This window comes from Neobacillus sp. OS1-2, from assembly GCF_030915505.1.
Taxonomy (GTDB): domain Bacteria; phylum Bacillota; class Bacilli; order Bacillales; family Cytobacillaceae; genus Neobacillus.
This window is the reverse complement of record NZ_CP133265.1, coordinates 3,366,998-3,385,385: the sequence shown is the minus strand read 5'-3', so window position 1 is coordinate 3,385,385 and position 18,388 is coordinate 3,366,998. Positions and strand designations below refer to the sequence as shown.

General features: G+C 38.1%; 21 protein-coding genes and 1 pseudogene. 4 read left to right on the top strand and 18 right to left on the bottom strand.

Annotation, left to right across the window (positions count from 1 at the left end):
* Positions 1-38: 38 nt before the first annotated feature.
* The 3 genes from RCG19_RS16880 to RCG19_RS16870 form a co-directional block, all read right to left on the bottom strand.
* Complete coding sequence (locus RCG19_RS16880) at positions 39-905, bottom strand: cadherin-like beta sandwich domain-containing protein (protein ID WP_308108075.1); 867 nt, start codon at positions 903-905, stop codon at positions 39-41.
* 134 nt (positions 906-1,039) lie between these two features.
* A complete protein-coding gene (locus tag RCG19_RS16875; RefSeq protein WP_308108074.1) occupies positions 1,040-1,267 on the bottom strand; it encodes a hypothetical protein in 228 nt (75 codons plus the stop codon).
* Positions 1,264-1,488, bottom strand: coding sequence for a hypothetical protein (locus tag RCG19_RS16870; protein WP_308108072.1), 225 nt, complete (start codon positions 1,486-1,488; stop codon positions 1,264-1,266). The genes RCG19_RS16875 and RCG19_RS16870 overlap by 4 nt, the downstream gene beginning before the upstream one ends.
* A 237-nt stretch (positions 1,489-1,725) precedes the next feature.
* Between RCG19_RS16870 and RCG19_RS16865 the strand changes: the two genes are divergently transcribed.
* Entirely contained in the window at positions 1,726-2,367 is a 642-nt protein-coding gene (locus tag RCG19_RS16865; protein WP_308111015.1) for a YczE/YyaS/YitT family protein, read from the top strand.
* Positions 2,368-2,415: 48 nt separating this feature from the next.
* Here the strand turns inward: RCG19_RS16865 and RCG19_RS16860 are convergent, their stop codons facing one another.
* The 4 genes from RCG19_RS16860 to RCG19_RS16845 all read right to left on the bottom strand — a co-directional run bounded on the left by RCG19_RS16860 (position 2,416) and on the right by RCG19_RS16845 (position 6,140).
* Positions 2,416-2,982, bottom strand: coding sequence for a hypothetical protein (locus RCG19_RS16860; RefSeq protein WP_308108071.1), 567 nt, complete (start codon positions 2,980-2,982; stop codon positions 2,416-2,418).
* Positions 2,983-3,292: 310 nt separating this feature from the next.
* The gene (locus tag RCG19_RS16855; protein ID WP_308108070.1) at positions 3,293-3,943 is read right to left on the bottom strand and encodes a YcnI family copper-binding membrane protein; all 651 of its coding nucleotides are present in this window, start codon (positions 3,941-3,943) and stop codon (positions 3,293-3,295) included.
* 19 nt (positions 3,944-3,962) lie between these two features.
* Entirely contained in the window at positions 3,963-5,609 is a 1,647-nt protein-coding gene (locus RCG19_RS16850; RefSeq protein WP_308108069.1) for a copper resistance protein CopC, read from the bottom strand.
* Between the two features lie 336 nt (positions 5,610-5,945).
* On the bottom strand, positions 5,946-6,140 hold the full coding sequence (locus tag RCG19_RS16845) for an IDEAL domain-containing protein (protein ID WP_166237655.1): 195 nt from the start codon (positions 6,138-6,140) through the stop codon (positions 5,946-5,948).
* Positions 6,141-6,291: 151 nt separating this feature from the next.
* Between RCG19_RS16845 and RCG19_RS16840 the strand changes: the two genes are divergently transcribed.
* Positions 6,292-7,140 (top strand): alpha/beta fold hydrolase, encoded by an 849-nt coding sequence (locus tag RCG19_RS16840; RefSeq protein WP_308108068.1) that lies wholly within the window; start codon positions 6,292-6,294, stop codon positions 7,138-7,140.
* Between the two features lie 20 nt (positions 7,141-7,160).
* On the opposite strand, the gene RCG19_RS16835 is transcribed toward RCG19_RS16840, so the two are convergent.
* Positions 7,161-7,760 (bottom strand): response regulator transcription factor, encoded by a 600-nt coding sequence (locus RCG19_RS16835; protein WP_166237653.1) that lies wholly within the window; start codon positions 7,758-7,760, stop codon positions 7,161-7,163.
* Entirely contained in the window at positions 7,757-8,893 is a 1,137-nt protein-coding gene (locus tag RCG19_RS16830) for a sensor histidine kinase (RefSeq protein ID WP_308108067.1), read from the bottom strand. The genes RCG19_RS16835 and RCG19_RS16830 overlap by 4 nt, the downstream gene beginning before the upstream one ends.
* A 221-nt stretch (positions 8,894-9,114) precedes the next feature.
* Between RCG19_RS16830 and RCG19_RS16825 the strand changes: the two genes are divergently transcribed.
* A complete protein-coding gene (locus RCG19_RS16825) occupies positions 9,115-9,894 on the top strand; it encodes an alpha/beta fold hydrolase (RefSeq protein ID WP_166237651.1) in 780 nt (259 codons plus the stop codon).
* Positions 9,895-9,975: 81 nt separating this feature from the next.
* Here RCG19_RS16825 and RCG19_RS16820 read toward each other — a convergent pair whose 3' ends face one another.
* From RCG19_RS16820 to RCG19_RS16790, 7 genes and pseudogenes are all read right to left on the bottom strand, one after another.
* Positions 9,976-11,043: an alpha/beta fold hydrolase gene (locus RCG19_RS16820; protein WP_308108066.1), complete on the bottom strand. Its 1,068-nt coding sequence runs from the start codon at positions 11,041-11,043 to the stop codon at positions 9,976-9,978.
* Positions 11,044-11,064: 21 nt separating this feature from the next.
* Complete coding sequence (locus tag RCG19_RS16815) at positions 11,065-11,631, bottom strand: polyhydroxyalkanoate biosynthesis repressor PhaR (protein ID WP_308108065.1); 567 nt, start codon at positions 11,629-11,631, stop codon at positions 11,065-11,067.
* A gap of 14 nt (positions 11,632-11,645) precedes the next feature.
* Positions 11,646-12,257 carry a hypothetical protein gene (locus RCG19_RS16810; protein ID WP_166237648.1) on the bottom strand — a complete coding sequence of 204 codons (612 nt, stop codon included), beginning with the start codon at positions 12,255-12,257 and terminating at the stop codon, positions 11,646-11,648.
* On the bottom strand, positions 12,250-12,720 hold the full coding sequence (locus tag RCG19_RS16805) for a hypothetical protein (protein WP_308108064.1): 471 nt from the start codon (positions 12,718-12,720) through the stop codon (positions 12,250-12,252). The genes RCG19_RS16810 and RCG19_RS16805 overlap by 8 nt, the downstream gene beginning before the upstream one ends.
* Positions 12,721-12,815: 95 nt before the next feature.
* The gene (locus RCG19_RS16800) at positions 12,816-13,595 is read right to left on the bottom strand and encodes an SDR family oxidoreductase (RefSeq protein ID WP_308108063.1); all 780 of its coding nucleotides are present in this window, start codon (positions 13,593-13,595) and stop codon (positions 12,816-12,818) included.
* 18 nt (positions 13,596-13,613) lie between these two features.
* Complete coding sequence (locus tag RCG19_RS16795; protein ID WP_308111014.1) at positions 13,614-13,928, bottom strand: AMP-binding enzyme; 315 nt, start codon at positions 13,926-13,928, stop codon at positions 13,614-13,616.
* A gap of 171 nt (positions 13,929-14,099) precedes the next feature.
* A pseudogene (locus tag RCG19_RS16790) lies at positions 14,100-15,247 on the bottom strand (AMP-binding protein); the annotation flags it as partial.
* 529 nt (positions 15,248-15,776) lie between these two features.
* Between RCG19_RS16790 and RCG19_RS16785 the strand changes: the two are divergent.
* Complete coding sequence (locus tag RCG19_RS16785) at positions 15,777-16,580, top strand: alpha/beta fold hydrolase (protein WP_166237644.1); 804 nt, start codon at positions 15,777-15,779, stop codon at positions 16,578-16,580.
* 98 nt (positions 16,581-16,678) lie between these two features.
* Here the strand turns inward: RCG19_RS16785 and RCG19_RS16780 are convergent, their stop codons facing one another.
* Positions 16,679-17,299, bottom strand: coding sequence for a YitT family protein (locus tag RCG19_RS16780; RefSeq protein WP_308108062.1), 621 nt, complete (start codon positions 17,297-17,299; stop codon positions 16,679-16,681).
* Positions 17,300-17,471: 172 nt separating this feature from the next.
* Positions 17,472-18,356, bottom strand: coding sequence for a GNAT family N-acetyltransferase (locus RCG19_RS16775; RefSeq protein WP_308108061.1), 885 nt, complete (start codon positions 18,354-18,356; stop codon positions 17,472-17,474).
* Between the last annotated feature and the right edge of the window lie 32 nt (positions 18,357-18,388).

Here is an 18,388-nt window from a genome sequence, read left to right as displayed (position 1 = left end):
AAAACCATCCTGCTCCAATATGAAGCAGGATTCCCTAGTTATTCTATCTTATCAATTACTACTACATACGTTTTTCGATCATCATCACCGTTTGATACAACAACTGATATAATCGTTTTAGGATCGTCCTCTAACTGGATTGTTTTACTGCTACTGCCTTCTATTAAAATCGTGGAACTGCTATAACTAGCAGTTGGTTTAATAGTAATCGTCTTTGTATCATTTGAAACTTTCACATGGTAGGTATACTCGCTAGAAGAAAATGAACTATCCCAAGTCCCATCAGAAACGGATAGGCTGGAAAGTGTTGCTTTGCTTGTCTTTTGAACTTCAGTGGATGTTTCAATCTGGGCGGCTGATTGGATTGAATTCGTTCTACTACTTTGTATTGGAATTGCACTATTAACTACAGACTGCTCAATTGGTTCAGCCTGTTGAACGGGTTTTACTGGTTCAGCTGGTTCAATATTTTGCGAGGGATTATTGGCAATTTCCTTTCTCGTTACAGTAAGGGTGTAGGTGTTTGTCAAGTCGCTGGTATCCTTAACTGCAATAAGAAAGACGTTTTTACCAGTTTGAAGTGATAATGAATTTGTGTTTCCATTTTTCATAGGCTCTCCATTTATCGTGACCAAAGAATCCGGATTCCCACTTTCAACAAGGACGTTAATGTTTTCAACTTCATATTCTACGGTGGCTGAATATTCATTTACACTAGCTGTAAAATCCTTATCTAACTGGACACCTTCAATTTCTAATTTTGATAGTAGATTTGATATTTCTTGTTCTTGAATGATGTCAGTACTTTCGGCATAAGCAGTCGGTATGTATGTTCTCGTCCCCATTCCGAGCATTGAGACAATAAGTATGGCGGTTATTCCATTTTTAAGTACCTTTGTAAACATGGCTAATTCTCCTCATTTCTAATTAGGCTAGTTAAATTTGTCCCAACAGTACCATTTAATGCTTAAGATTAGCTTAATTTTATTCATTAAAAAAAGCCGCAACCCTTGTTTATTAGGGTTTGCGACTTTACGTTTTATTTTCTAGTGAATTCTTCAAGCTTTGAAGAGATAGCAACTGTCATTTCTTCATCCGTTATTTGAACTGCTTTTTTAAAAAGGGTATTTGCTAATGTCCCCATTGGCCCTGTTGCATTGATTTCGAGAAACCCAGTTACTCGCGTTTTATTTCTATTTATGGCTTTTGCTTCAAAATACCCTTCACCAATATACTTTTCGTTCTTCCGTTTTAATTCAAAGCTCACCTTACTCGGCTCGTTCCACTCTTTAATATCAATAATGAGCGTAACCTTTTTTTCATGACAACAAGGTCGCTTTTAAATTCCCAACTGATTTGACGCTCATTCATTTTTTCATGTTGAATATACCCAGGGACAAGTGGCGCCCAATTATTTTCGTCTCTAATAAAATCCCAAATTACCTCAATTGGGATATTTAATTCTACATGTTGCACTTCACTTGGCATCAGTGTATCCCTCTTTCATTGTCAAAGTAAAAGACCTTCATACGACTGAAGGTCTTTTTTTAAAATATATGTTGAATTTTTTGTTTATAGAAGAAACCAACTTCATTTTTCATAACGTTACTTCTTATTTATTCTTAGCCATAATTCAAATTAACTATTGAAAAATGTGACAGTACATTTTAATATATGTAGATAGGTTTTAATATTCAGAAAAGTCATTAGAATTATTGGGGGAACATCCGGTTGAAACTCTTTCAGTACTGTTTATTCTTTTTGGGGCTAACCTTTTTTGGCCTAGGTAATGCCATCGCAGTTAAGGTCAAATATGTAGGACTGCACCCTTGGGAAGTCCTAAATGTGGCACTTTACCAGCATTTTGGATTAACCATTGGAACATGGGGCGTGATATGCGGGCTCGTCCTAATCATCATTTCCTTTTTTGTGGCCCGCAACTATATAAGTTTGGGAACCATTTTAAATGCACTGTGTATTGGTCCCATTATGGACTTTTTTCTTTGGCTAGATATTCTCCCCAAAGCAACAAATACATGGCTCGATTATCTGATTCTCCTTTCGGGAGTGGTCATCACGGGTATCGGTGGCGGGATGTATGTAGCAGCAGGGATTGGTGCCGGTCCACGGGATGGCTTTATGCTCTCGATCTCTGATAAAACTAGCTTGTCAGTAAGCCAAGCTCGTATGATCGTTGAAAGTTTCGTCCTAGTTATTGGGTTCTTATTAGGCGGTCCGGTGTTTATCGCTACATTCCTTTATACCTTTATACAAAGCCCGGTTTTTCAACGCTCTTTAATGCTGTTTAAAGTGTTTGTGGAAAAAGTCAAAGTGAAAAAAGGCGAGACGCAAGAAAGAATTGCTTGATAATCAATGTAATGCCCCTGCTATCTCAGTAAAAACAGGGGTATCTCCTTAAATGACTTCCACTCTATCGTGACCATATTGTTGATAATAATTTTGAACGTAACTTGATAGCTTCCCTTCGTAAATTAATTTTAGAGAGGCTGATTCCTTAATATCATGTGGGGTTACAAGGGAAAGCGGTTTTTGATTTTTTATTGGAATACCTGATTCCTCAAGAAGGGTCGCAACAAAGTGGGAGCAAAAGAAGGCATTCTTGCGGTCAATCTCCCTATTTAGCATTACTGCAATTAAACCGATAAGATTGTATCTGTAATTACTCTTATGCTCCTCCATTTCTCTTATTTTAGCAATTATTTTTTCAAATTGGGTATCTGTGAGCGTAACACAATAAATAGCACAATCGGCATTTCTAAATAAACCACCTCGAATATTCTCCTGTACGAATCCGGCCATGAAAGGATTCCTCGGATTCCTTCTGCCAAAACTATAAACCTTGTTAAAATGGTCATCTACCACAATGGATGCGTGATTGTGGGGCTTCTTCGTATAAAACTTTATTATTCTTGTAAAAATTGTACCAGTATCAGTTAAAAGGACATATATTTTCCGCTCCATATTTAATACCTCCAACAAACTCATTTTCAATTGGGAGGAGAATGTAAATCACCTAATCTTCCCTATAAATAGTCTAAATGGCATCTATTATATTGGGAACAATCTCAAGTTTTATTTTCAACTAAGACCTGGGGCTTAGATACGATTCCTAATAAAAGCGTATACTAGGAAGAACTTATTTTTACTTAGTACAGAATTTACTGTTTATGAAATGATAGTCGAGAGTTTATTAGATTGGGAGCGGAATTTGGTATATTTCCCCTAATATATAAATAAAACAGGAGAGCACAAGGCTTCTCCTGTTTCTTTGTTATTTTTTTCGAATAGCAAGTACAAGTGCTATAAGTGAAAGTAACGCAGCGGCACCAGATAAGATAAGTGGAAGAGAATCGGATGTTTCATCCTCATTCTCAGTGTCAGCGGTTGGCGCCTTATCTGTTTTTTCTGCATGTTCTGTTGTCGCTGAATCATGGTGATCTGTTGAAGTTGCCGTCACAATATCCGTAATCGAATGTGGTGACTCCGATTTTTCGTCACCTGTCCACTCTACAATGCTGCCATCTTTGTAATACTGAAATGCATCCCATGCTGCTTTAGAAGCCTTTTCAGGGTTTTTTGCTACAAACACAAATTGTTGAAATTGCCCGGCTTGGATCCCCTCACCAGTTGCTTCAAATGTGAAGGTTTTTACTTTTCCACTTGCATCTTTTTCAGCTGTATATGTCCACCCTGGAACTGGTTGGTAGGACATAATTTCTACGCCTTCAGGAGCCTTAACTGTTACTTTAGTTGTGGCAACATCTTTTTCAACTGGAACCTTTAAAGTATAGGTTTCCCATGCACCGGTTGCCGATGTTTTTGGAACTACTGTCACATGAGCACTTGCCATACTGGTAAAGAAAAATAAACTAATAACTGCTGGAATGAGTAACTTGGATATTTTTAAAATCGTTTTTTTCATAATGATTCCTCCAATTCTTTTATTGACTTCCGACTAAAACGTGAAAATCTGTATCAATGCTTTCCAACGACTTCGTCAAAATGTGAACATGTACATTCCATTCACCTGCCATGATAAAATGCAAACCTTGCACCTCGAACCTATCATCGGAAACCTTTTTTAGAATGACTGTTTCCTTTCCCATATCCATTTCAGTCATGGAAAAAGTTAAGTGTAATTGTTCAATATCCTTGATGGGCTCCCCTTGCTGATCTTTTAGCGTAAGTTCATATAGATTTTCTCCAATAGTATTAGGGGTTACCCTTAAAGTCACTTGGTTGCCCTGAACTGTTTTGGTTTCCTTATATGGCCCTGGAGATTGTATCGCTGTAGGCAAATTGGTTAGAACGACAGATAGAATCAGGATGATCACCCCAATGGAAAGTTCGCCCCATAAGGAAGCAAAAAGTCCCTTTTCTTTTTTTCCTTTTCCCTTTATAAAATTTACGCCTGCAAGTATCAGCATTAACAAAAACAGTGTAACCTTACTAGTTAACACTTTCCCATAAGTTGTTTGAATAAGTGAAGAAGGATTTGGGATATATAATAGGCTGCCAAACACCCCCGTAAAGGTTAAAAGAAGAACGAGAATAATTCCCCACTTAGAGAAACCTTTCATCATTTGTAAATATTCTTGTTTCGTTTTTTCGTTTTTACACCATGAAAATAGTACTACAAATCCAATTAAACTTCCTATCCAAATTGATGCTGCCAGTAAATGAAGAAAATCCATAGATATCGTTAATAATTGGTTGGCATGGGCCGCTGCATGGCTTGTTAGCGCCTTTGTTAGAAGCAATGCCGTGGCTAAAGCTAGACAGACCCATAGAAGAATCCTTTTCGTGCTTTCTGCCATTCCGATAAATGATGTTATGAGGGCCAATGTCAAAAGGATAGCAACCTGGTAAATCCATGTTTGGCCAAAGTTTGTGTTCATCAACATATTTTCGAATGTTTGAAAGCTAAACACTTCGCTCCATGGGAAACCAGATTCAATGGTTGCTTGCAATGGCAAACTGAGCAGGATACTAAGGAATAAGAGTACCAAACTCGAACTTAACAATCTTAGGAACAGTTTATCAGTAGATCCATTTATCCGATATTCCTTCGGCAAAATCACTATGTAAAAAAACAGGAGCCCAACATAGCATGCATTACTTAGATATTGCACCCAGCGGATAATAATAAGATCTGCTTTCGGTGTGTAGCCGGTTGATTTTTTATGTATATTAGCTGAGCCTTGATCTTTAGTTCCGATTTGAAAAGGGATAACTCCCTCAACAGGATGGCCGTCACTTGAAACAACCTTCCATTTTATTCGATAAGTACCTTCAGGAAGATTTTTCTTTAACCCGCTTTTTAGTATGGACGGCTGTTTTGGGTCAATCTTCCCATCTTTTTTGTCAACCCTGTTCCCATCCGAATCAAACACTTTAATCGAATTAAAGGCTGGCTGGACGGTTTCATCAAATTGAATCGTTATTTCTTTTGGTGCTTGTTCAAGCATTTGGTTTTCTATTGGCGTCGATTTCTTAATGTAAGCGTGGGCAGAAAAAATAGACGGAAATAAAAACAGGAAAAGGGACACAATTACCATAAACATGCAAAATTTACTTTTATAATACAATTCATAACACCCCCAAACACAAATGGCTCCATTTAGCCCCGTACATTTCTTTCATTCTATTTACACTATCTAAACAATGATAACGGTAATAAAATGTATTAACAATAATAAGATTGTAATTAATTATGGCTAAATATTGAACATTTTACTATTCTTCAATCATTACTCTTTTCAATAGCTTATACCTTCTTCATTTTTTTAATAAAAAAAACCGTAATGGGCCCCCAAACGGTTTAAAATAGTTACAATTATGTTCAGCAGCTGGAACGGCCAAGAATCCCCAGTCCAAAGGATTGGGGATTCTTTTTAATAGAAATAGGTTCGTTAGTAATGGAGTTACGAAATTTTCTTTAATTCCTCTGATAGTTTAAGAAACAAATCTTTGTTGCCATCCTGTAATGTTTGGTCGATTTCCTTACGGATCTTTTCCTTCTTAAATTCAAGCAGGACATTGTTTAAGAACATCTCAGCAACTGCAGCATCTGTATACTCTTCCGAATGTTGGGGTGAATTTAGTAATTTCTTTTCCATGGAAATCAACTCCTTGAGCTTTTTTTCATTATACATTTAATTATCTAAAAATTCAAATATTTTATTTTTATTTTTTGCTTTATGATGGAAGAATAAAAAATGGGGAATAGTAATTTTAATTATTTTCATGTGGGAACAGGAGGAACCATAAATGGAACGGGACGTATTCACCGGCAGTCAACAGGTAAATAACATTAATGTCTATTATGAATTTTATCCACACCAAACATCCGAAAAAACGTTAGTTTTATTGCATGGCTTTCTTTCATCCACCTTCACATTCCGTCATTTGATCTCCCTATTAAAAAAAGAGTATCAAGTGTTGTCAATTGATCTTCCTCCATTTGGAAAAAGTGCGAAATGCAATCAATATGTATATTCCTATAAGAATCTCGCTCAAACCGTTATCAACCTTACCGAATCATTAGGATTAAAAAAAATGACCTTTATTGGTCATTCAATGGGCGGACAAATTGTCCTGAATATCCTTCACATGATGCCAGAGCTCGCTGATAAAGCTATCCTTCTTTGTAGTTCAGCCTATCTGAAACGCTTTAAATTGCCATTAATCATCTCTAGTTATATACCGTATTTCCATCTTTTTGTGAAATATAAGTTTGCCCGCATGGGAGTGAAGAAAAACTTACAGGAAACCCTCTATAACCACTCCATTATTAATGATGAAATGATTAATGGCTACTTAGAACCCTTTTTACAGGATGGAATTTTCGTGGCACTTACACGAATGATTCGTGACCGTGAGGGGGATCTGCCCGCCTACATTCTTAGGCAAATTAAGACCCCTTGCTTATTGCTTTGGGGTGATCATGATAAATCGATGCCTCTAAAGGTTGGGGAACAACTTAACAAAGATTTATCCAATTCGGAATTGATCATTTTAAAAGAAAGCGGCCATGCTCTCCCGGAAGAACGCCCCAACGAGGTGTTCGAATATATTAAAAATTTTATAGGGACTTTTAAAACGGCAGCAGATTCTTAAGATCGGCTGCCGTCTGCGTATCATTTAAACCATCCTTTTTCTTTTGATTGGGTGATGGCCTCAATACGATTTTTCACTTCGAGTTTGTCTAAAATAATGGAAATATAGTTACGGACAGTTCCGGTTTTAATGCTAAGCTCTTCAGCGATTTCTTTCGTGTTCTTTCCATCTGCTACAAGCTCCAACACTTCTTTCTCCCGATCAGTTAGCGGATTTTCCTCCCCGTACACATCGTCCATTAATTCGGGTGCATAAATTCGTCTACCTGCCATTACGTTTCGAATGGAGCTCGCCAACTCTTCACTTGGACTATCCTTCAACAAATATCCACTGACACCAGCCTTTAACGCACGTTGAAAATAGCCAGTTCGGGCGAAGGTGGTTAAAATGATTACTTTACAGCCTAATCCTTTAACCTCTTCAGCCGCCTCAAGACCACTCTTACCCGGCATTTCAATATCCATAATGCAAACATCAGGCAGAAATTTCTTTACTAACGCTACGGCTTCCTCGCCGTTTGAGGCTTTTCCAATTACCTCCATATCCTCTTCAAGACTAAGCAGTGAGCCAAAGGCACCTAAAAGCATTTGCTGGTCCTCAGCGATAACGATTCTAATCATTTACGTCCCTCCTTTTCTAATGGTTTGACATCATTGGGCACGCTAATAATTAATGTAGTTCCGCCCTTTGTAACTAGCTTAAGATTGCCATTGATAAATTCCAGCCGTTCCTTCATTCCAATTAGGCCATGACCCTCAGCTAAAGTCCCTGTTTCATTCTTAAAGACACCGTCGTCACGAATCGTCATCACAGTTTCCTTCCACGTTTGCTCGATTGATATGAAACAAGAATTAGCTTCACTATGTTTCACCACATTGTTTACGGCCTCTTTCAAACACATACTTAATATATTCTCAGTTAAAAGCGACACATTTGCCAAGTTAAAATCGCCTTCAGATTCAAAATTGATCTGAGCCGCTTTGATGATTTCTTTTACTCGAAGAATCTCATCTTTTAAGCGAATACCTCGCATCGAAGAAACCATTTTTCTGACTTCGCTTAACGCTGTCCGGGCAGTTTGTTGAACATCCTTTAATTCTTGGCGCGCCTGCTCCGGATCCTTTACAATCAATCTCCGCGCCAAATCTGACTTCAAACCAATCAATGACAGTTTTTGTCCAAGCGTATCATGAAGGTCACGAGCAATGCGATTCCGCTCCTCAATTTTGATCAGTTCTGAAATCCTTTTGTTTGCATCTTCCAGTTTTTCTTCTAACTGTCCCCGCTCTTTCCGATTATAGATGCTAAACGGGAGGAGGATGACACTTATCCAAATGATAATAACAAAAGGGAGCTGTGTTAAGAATAATTTCTCATGAACGACGATGTTAAAATTAATTGCAGCAGAAGTACTAATCAAATGAATGAAATATAAAGTGAAAAAGGGAATCCGTTCTTTTATATTGCCGATAAAATAGGCCAAGAAAAAGGCAAAATAAACATAGCTAAAAAGGCTTGAGGCTGTGATGGAGATTCCAATGAGAATCAACGTCCATAGATACACTGGCCAGCCTTTTGACATAAATGCAATCCGGTAGAGGATAAAGAATACCAAGGTAAGTAATATCCCAACAACTATTTCAATTGTAGAAGGGGATTGAAATATAAAGTAAAAAGGTAATATGCAAAGAATCGTCCATGTATATGGTGCAATGCCATTATTTTTTTCAAAAGTGAAATACCTTTTAATCATTACGAGACCTCATTTGCAAAAAATTACCTTACTAGCTCTATATTACCGTACAATGCTTTCACATTCAAAAAATCACGCTTGTTTTATATATGTAATTTACATATATAAGGTAATAAAATGATAATAGTCTCGGTATACTTAACTAATCAGAATATTATAAATGTTTACACCTCGCAAATCTAGGCAACATATGTTAATAAAAACATTAGGAGGAATCCACATTGGGAGAATTATTTAAGTTATGCTCCGATATTCCTTATTTGCGGTTTGGCGCTGGTGAACCATTAGTTTTTATTCATGGTCTTGGAGAGGTAAAAGAGGGTTGGTCGAAGCAATTTGAATTTGCTGAACAATACGATTTAATTATACCGGATCTACGTGGACACGGTGAGTATCAATCACCAGGTGAAATCTCCATCAAAAATTTTGCTCATGACATCATTACACTTTTAAAAGGTCTTGGGATTGAAAGCGCGCACATTTGCGGTTTGTCAATGGGTGGTATGGTAGCACAAGAAATTTATCGCCAGGCTCCTAAAATGTGCCGTTCATTAATGCTTGTCAGCACCTTCCACTATGCCCCAAAAAATCTGGGAAAGCTTTTTTTAAAATATCGTCAGGCCCGTGCTGAAAATAAATCCCCAGATGTCCTCAGGGAAACGGCCGCAAAGATATGTCTTTATTCCTGGACAAGGGAGAATTTCGAAGAATTTTATCAATTTTACAGGCCAAATAGTGAATTCTATTTCAAATCAATGGAGGCTTGCCTTAAAGTAAATAATTTAGGCTTATTATCAACAATCAATGTCCCGACTTTAATCATAGGTGGACAATATGATTCTGTTATTCCTGTCTGGGTTCAATTGTTAATGCACAAACAAATTCCCCATTCGGAATTTGTCATTTTCAGGAATACCGGCCATATCGCAAAACTTGAGGCCAAGGATGAATTTAACAAAGTCCTGCGAAATTTTTTAAATAAGCATAAAATGGCAAGCTAAGGGGGAAGGACTCATCCTTCCCCTACTTATTTGCCTATAAATAATTTATTTACTTGTACCCAACATTATTACAAAATCTTGTTAAAGCTGATTTGAACGACTGGATGCCCATTGATCGACGATTTTTGCGAATAGTCCGGAAAGTGCCAGACTAACATGGCCTGCTTCAACCGAAACATAGGTTTTATCCTCGCTTGAGGCCAAATCCATTAATGGTTTACTTTGCTCTTCCAAAATTAAATTATCCCTTGACCCAGAAACTACATACAAGTTTGCTGTGATATTCTTCAAGTCTACCTTTTTATTGCCAATCATCAATTCGCCTTTAACAAGCTTGTTTTCTTTATAAAGGTCATTGGCTAATTGTTTATAGGCTTCACCTGCAAAAGGGACTTGATCCAATGTCCATCTATTCATCCTGCGCCACTTATCAACATAGCGCTGATCGTGCGCTCGGCTTAATAGCATGGTATAGTTCGTAAAATAAATTGGCGCCCCAATTGCCCTGAACATCCCCTCTACCAATTGCGGCGGGACCACCCCGTACACATCAATAAAACGGTCAATGTTGATATCGCCCTGCCTCATTCCTTCTGCCCATTGATCTGGACCGATAAAAGGGTTGAAGTCAATCGGAACCGTTGCTACAATCAAATTTTTTATTGGCTCATCGGCAATCGAAGTGTAAATAGATGCAATCGTGCCCCCTAAGCAATAACCGATAAGGGTAATTTCTTCCGCACCTGAATGGCGAATTGCCCGCTTAACAGCCGTCCTTAGGTACTTTTCAATGTAGGTGTCGAGACCCATCTTTTTATCTTCATAGCCTGGGGAACCCCAATCTAATAAATACACCTCATAACCCATATTGGTAAGTCCTTCAATGACACTTGCCTTTGGAGCGATATCTAAGATATATGGTTTATTAAAAAGGGAATACACGAAAAATAATGGGATTTCGTATTTTTTCTGTTTCGCTGGATAATGCCATAATACCGATTTATTTTTTCGCCATACTTCATTTCTTGGTGTATGACCAATCTTTGGCTCCGGCTCACTAAAAACCTTAAACAGTTGTTCCCAGCGCATTTTTTCTTTTTCAACATCCAACTCTGGAATGAATCCTTTAAAAGGTGATTCTATCGCCAAGGTGTTTTTCGCTCCTTTCTATTAATTTCCTGATCCAGCACCAGTTAATACTGGTTCTGACGCCCTGTCCTGTTTAATAAGATCCTTGATGGTCTCAAATTCCTCTTTAAAATCATTTAGTTTCAATAATTCAAATTTCAATTCCTGAAGTTCAGCATGTAAATCCTTGGTATCGGCCAGTTCCTTTTTTGTTTTTACTAACTCTGTCTTCAATTGCTTTGTTAGTTTAATAACTTCCTTAGATACCTCAACAACACTTTCAATCTCTTTACTTTGAGATTTTACGGCATCCTGCAGCTCCCATATTTGCTCCTCTAAAGCTTCCACTTTTTCCTCTGCTTGAAGCGTTAGGCTGGCTACATTCGTCACATCATTTTTAGTAGGCAAATTTAACATACTTGCAATTGCCTCTTGATTTTTTTTGAATGTTTCAAGCGAACGGGAATGAAATTCCGTTCCTAAATGAGACATTTTCACAAATTCCTTATTATTTGTCCAAAGATAGATAAAATCATTAACCTGTTTTTCCCATAATAAGCTAAACTTATGAAGGGATTCATATGGATCGTAAGGCTTTTTCCCAGACATCTACATTCACCTCGTTACGCTTTTGTTAAATCTGATACACTTTTCATGTACTTTTGAAAAGGGAACATCGCGGTTTTTACTTGCTTTGCAAATAAATTCACAAATAATTTTTGGTTTTCATATAAGACATTTGTTGTTTTCTTGACACTTTCAATATATTTTTCTCTCGCTTTTTTTCTAAAAGAAATATATTGTTCAACTGTTTCTAAATACTTATCAAGAGCTTGAAATTGACCGGTTGTTAATGCTTGTGCAGGCGTTAACAATAATTGGGCTGTTTTGTTTTGAATGTCTTCCACAACTTGATTGATTTCTTCATATGATTTAACCGGGAAGAAATGCTGTAATGGCGTGGTGGTTGCTAGGAATTCCTCACGTGCTGCTTTTTCCCAATCCTTTAGCTCCACGCTAAATTGTGCGGCAATCGTGATCACATTTTCTTGATTTTGCTTTACCTTTTCGACGAAGTTCTTCACTGCCGCTAGGAAACGTTCATCACGTTTATTGAAACGCTCTGCCCATGCATCTACCTCGTCAAAACCAAGCTTCCATAATAGATCAAGGCTCGTTTCAAGGCTGCCCTCCGTTTCTTGACTCCCTAGTACCTTTTCGTTTGTTTCAGTCATTTTCATTCTCCTCCCAATCCAATTCATTATGAAATAATTGCTTTAATTCCTGAAGTTCTTTTTCTAGTGTATTGATCTTGTTATCGTGTATTGACTTTACTTCACTCTTTAGAAAAATAAACCATTCATCCCACGATTTCCGAATCATTTTCAACTGGATATCATTTTCCTTTATGGTTTTGTTCATGGAAAAGATGGAATCATCCATTAGATCAATCTTTTCTTCAAAAACTATTATTCTGTTAGAAAGGGCTGCTAGTTCATCCTTATTCGCAAGTCCTTGTCGATTTAACCACCTAGTTGTTAACCTTCTGTGAATCCTTGCCTTTTTCAGATGTGCCTCCATTGCCCTTCCAAAAGCCTTTGTAAAGGTTCGTGTATTGGTCTCTGCATGGATTCTTTTATTCATCTGTGCTTCAATTTTTTTATAGAATGAAACGAGATCACGTTGCTTTGAATCCATGACTTTCCCTCTTAACTAACCAGTTGGTATGTTTACCTAAACATAATAAATACAAGCCATTAAGTCAATCATTATATTCAATTAAAAATGAAAAGTTATTGAACCCCTGCCGTTGTTCCGCCATCGACAATCAAAACATGGCCATAAACATAATCTGAAGCATCTGAAGCTAGGAACAATGCCGGACCTTTCATATCATCATCCGATCCGAAGCGGCCTGCAGGTGTCCGTTCAAGAATCTTTTCGCCTGAATAATCCAAGATGGCTTTTGCCATTTTTGTCGGGAAAAAACCAGGGGCAATCGCGTTTACATGAACATTGTACGGAGCCCATTTAACAGCCAAATCCTTTGTTAAGGTAATGACCGCACCCTTACTGGCAGAATAGCCAATCGCATCCATGACTAAAGGGTCTTGCCCGCCCATACCGGCAATCGATGCAATATTAATAATCTTACCGGATTTTTGCTCAACCATAATTTTGCCAACGGCCTGAGAAAATAGGAAAACGGCCTTGAGATTAATATCCATCACCTTATCCCATTTATCAGCAGGCATCTCGAGTGCGGGCGCCCCCCAGCTAGTCCCGCTATTATTGACTAAAATATCAATTCTGCCAAATTCCTTCATTGTTTCGTCTACCACATGCTGAATGTCATTTGAATTAGATACATCACATTTTAAAGCAAGTGCACGAACTCCTTTTTCTTGAAGCGCTTCCGTAAATTGTTTGCAGGCATCGACATTTCTTGAGCAAACAACAATATTGGCCCCTGCTTCCGCATAGGCTATGGCAATTTGCCGCCCTAACCCTCTTCCGCCGCCAGTAACAATTGCCGTTTTTCCTTTTAAGCTAAACAAATCCTGAATATTCATTTTCTTCACCTCATTCGATTAAGCTTTAACTTTCATTTTCTCCTGGTCTTTTAGTACTCTTCTTAATAGTTTTCCAACCGTTGATTTAGGCAGATCCTCTCGTATTTCTACATCTTTTGGAGCCTTATACGGTGCAAGATTTTCCTTACCATATTGTTTGATTTCCTCTTCTGAAATCGTATATCCCGGTTTTAGCTTGACATAGGCCTTCACTGTTTCTCCGCGATATGGATCAGGTACTCCGACAACAAGCACTTCTTCAATCGCTTCAAGTTGATATAGGACTTCTTCGATTTCACGCGGATACACATTGTAGCCGCTTGCAATAATCATGTCCTTTTTCCGATCAAGGATATAAAAATAGCCTTCCGCATCCATTTTGCCAATATCACCGGTAAATAACCAACCGTCCTTCAATGTAGCAGCTGTCTCTTCTGGAAGATTCCAGTAGCCTTTCATCACCTGCGGACCTTGGACAATTAACTCACCCTCTTCTCCAACTGGAGCATCCACATAACCATCATCTGTTTCTTGGACGATTCGAACTGTGGTGCTTTGGACTGGGATGCCAATACTGCCATATTTTCTAGGCACGAACGGAGGGTTAAAAATAACCGTTGGAGCTGCCTCAGATAGTCCATATCCATCCAGAAGCATGGCACCTGTACGCTTTTCGAATAATTTAGCCGCTTCCACTGGCAACGGTGCACCGCCACAACTTATATAGTAAAGATCATCAAAGCCGCATTCCTCTAGTCCAGGGCTAGAGTTTAAGGCAAAAAACATCGTAGGTACTCCTGACATTTGGAAAGGCTTTTCGCGCTTAACGATCTCCATAATCTCTTTCGGATCAAATCGTGGCAGCAGGATTTGGTTCGCACCTTCTCTAATTCCACAAAGGGCAGTACTGGAAAGACCGTAAACATGAAACATTGGCAGGACAGTAATCATTTTAAAATCTTCCGGCTTATCCTCACATGTTTTATAGGCAAAATCACAGACTTGATTGAAATTAGCTAAAAGGTTTGTGTGTGTAAGCATAACACCTTTGGAAAGCCCGGTAGTCCCCCCGTATACTGCAATAGGGCAACATCCTCATCACGATTGATCTCAACAGTAGGTATGTCAAGCTCAGTGTTAAGGAATTCTTCAAAATAGCAGTCGCCCTCAGCAAGGTCCATCTTCTGGCCGCCAAAGCTTACCACAATTACCTTTTTTAAGGACGTTTTTGGCTGTGCCTTTTTTACCTTTGGATATAATGCATCTAGAACAACTATGTATTCCGAACCGGAATCATTTAATACGTGTTCAATCTCTCTTTCTACATACATTGGATTTACTTGAACCGCGATACCGCCAAGACGAAAAACCCCAAAAAGTGCAAAAATATAGTGCGGGGCATTCGGAAGCATGATGGAAAGTCGGTCACCTTTTTTAAAGCCTTCTTTATGTAATGCTGAGGCTAAACGATCCGTTATTGCTTTTGTTTCATTGAAGCTCAAGACCCTGCCAAAAAAGGTAAATGCCGGTTTATTCTGATACCGGTTTGCTGCATCTTCTAAGAAATTATAAAGTGAATGATGTTCAATACTGACATGTTCTTCAATTCTTGAGTCATAAATGTTCAACCACGGCTTTTGCTGATAAACCATAAACAACGATGCCTCCTAAAATTTTTGATCATATCAATATTCTTTTAAAAAGCTGTTACATTTCTTGGATGCCAGGATACTTTATTAATTAGAATATTAATATAATTATGATTATTGTCGCAAAATGTTGGTTTGTAAACCAAACGTTATCGACATTTTTCCACAATCGAGCATGCTGATCTACACAAGGAATTTTCACCCTTTCAAAATTCCTTACTACGACACATTTTTTATAAAATCCCCATTACTAATTACAGTGGAGCTTGACGAAGTTTGTCGGAAAATATTTCTCGGAGTATTAACCGACTTCATAATAGATGTTAATTTTTTCAAAAGTTTGTTTAGGGTTAACAGATCTTGCCAGACACGAATGGTATATCTCTATAAGACTTTCTCTGATCTTGGTTACAAACAAAGATCATTTTGTTCGATACAAACAGCATGGTATTCTTTCCTAGTTTCGGTTCTTCTAAAGTTCCTATTATCATATAATCTACTATTATCTGGATGAAAAGGAGTGGTGGTTTGCATGCCAATAACGAATGCGAATGGAATTGACTTATATTATGAAATCCATGGTGAAGGTGAACCCTTATTATTAATAATGGGGTTATCACTTCATTCAAAATCTTGGTTTAGAACAGTCCCAGCCCTAAGCGAAAAATACAAGGTCATTATCTTTGATAATCGCGGCGTAGGACTAAGCGGTAAACCTAATACCCCTTATTCAATTGAGCTTATGGCGGAAGATGCAAGGGCTGTTTTGGATGCATCAGGTGTTGAGACCGCACACGTATATGGAATTTCGATGGGGGGAATGATTGCCCAAAGGCTCGCCCTTAAATATCCCGAACGAATTCGTTCACTCATCTTAGGATGTACAACCCCGGGCGGTGTTGATCATGTACAACCCAGTTCGGATGTCGCCATGCTCATGCTTTCAAGGGCTTCTTCCATTGCTACCCCTGAAGAAATGGCATGGGCGTCTGTTCCGATACTCTACAGTCAATTCTTCATTGAAAATCATCGAGATAGGATTGCCGAAGATATTCAAAAACGAATCGAGTTACCAGTTCAGCCTTATGCTTATATGTTACAGCTTCAAGCCTGCATGGCACATGATACCTCGAGTGAGATTGACCAAATTACCGTACCGACTCTAGTCATACACGGTAATGAAGACAGATTAGTTCCGTATCAAAATGGAGTTACATTGGCGGAGAATATAAATGGAGCTGAATTTCTGACTATTCAAGGGGCCGGACACATCTATGTAACCGAAGCCGTTGATTTAGTGAATAAAAAAATACTAGAGTTTTTAGGAAAACAATAAGAATATGAAAATGCCCGGTCATAATGGTGATCGGGCATTTTCTATATAAGTAATAATAAAAACTAGAAACCAGAGTAAACATAGCTTCTGATTAATAATTAGTGTCCCTTTATAGATAAATCAATTGTTTTATACGCGACACAAAAAGTGGCTAATGAGTAGATCGCCTCGTATAAACCAAATATGAAAACAGAACTTCCAAAGATGAATAAATTAAATAAAAGCACATATTGCCCGATCGAAAAAGGAGAACGTTTACTAAATAGGATGGCTAATACCTCCGTCCCATCTAAACAGCCGCCATATCGAATAGTGATTCCGACACCCAACCCTAAACTGAATCCCCCCAGGAAAATCACTAAAATGGGATTATGGGTTAAGACAGGTAGAGGTTCAAGTAGATACGTTCCTGTTGACAGAATAAGGATTGCGAATAGGCTAAGTATGAGAAACCTGCTTCCAAGGTAGGTATAAGCAAGAATGAAAAAAGGGGTATTCAACAGTAAGAGAAACAATCCCACTTCCTCGCGGGTAATATAAGAGAGAATAATGCTAATGCCAATAATGCCCCCGTCAATGACGAAATTTTTCACCAATAGTAATTGTAAGGATAGGGCGACAAGAGACGATCCCAAAAAGATAAAACAACCGCGCTTGTAGATAGATAGATTCTCCGACCTATTATGGTTTAAATAAAACCTGACCCTTGTCCAATACATAAGCCCCCCTTTCCAATACAAATGACAAATTACAGCCACTAATTATGGTTAAATATATTCCGGCAACAAAAAAAAATTCACCTCAGCACCAAAAAAAATATAAAAACCGCCAGAAGCAAAAACAAGTTTGCCACTAACGGGAGGTTAGCAATGGTGACAGGCACCATTTACTCTATGCCTGTGAGGTAAATGGATGTTTAAACACGGCCGGTAAGGTGATGTTGGTTTGGTTTCTGATAAAGAGGGGATTTCTAGTTTCGTGTGGCTGCACGTCCATCTTTGCAGCTTCTGTCATCTCGGGTTGAAAATGGAATATCACTTTATTTATATTTACTCCGGCAATCTTGGACAAAATACCAGGAGCATTTACTTTCTCCCTACAAACTACATCATAAAGGTGTAGGATATCACCTTCAATTTTAAAGATGACCAGCGCCTTTTCCTCTTCAAGATAGTAGAGATCTTGATTGAATACCATAATACTATAAAACATTAAAAGTTCCTCACTGCCTGATGTTCCAAATATCCCCGAGCCTGAAACTCTGTCAGCTGCCAACGCGTAGATGAATGCTAAATCATCAGAATTTCCGCCATCTAATTTTTTAATTTTTGGTAGATTTAGTGAGGGCTTTTGGCTGTAACTCATTGAAAACTCCACTTCCTCCACCCTCTGAAAGCCAAACTTCGGATAAAAATCTAAAACAGTTTGATTCGCAAATAAATAAACTATGTCAACATGGCAGAAATCCTCTAAAACCTTTTCCATCAGCCTTCTGGATAGCCCTTTATCCCGATAATCAGGGTGTGTCATGACTGTACCAATTTGAATTGCTTGTTTAGACTCATCACTAATTACAAGATTTAAGAGATTTACAGATACATTAGCCACCACCATCCCGTTATCTATGTAGGAGTATGGTTGATATTTTTCAGTCCAATATCCATGCTGAAACCAAGTTTCAAACTCAATCCCAAACGTGTTTAAAGCCAATTGATTAAAGCTGTTCCTTAATCGTTCGTAATCGTGATACCCTTTTACAAATAATAATTCTCCCATTTACCTAATCTCCCTAGAACAAGTATCTTTTA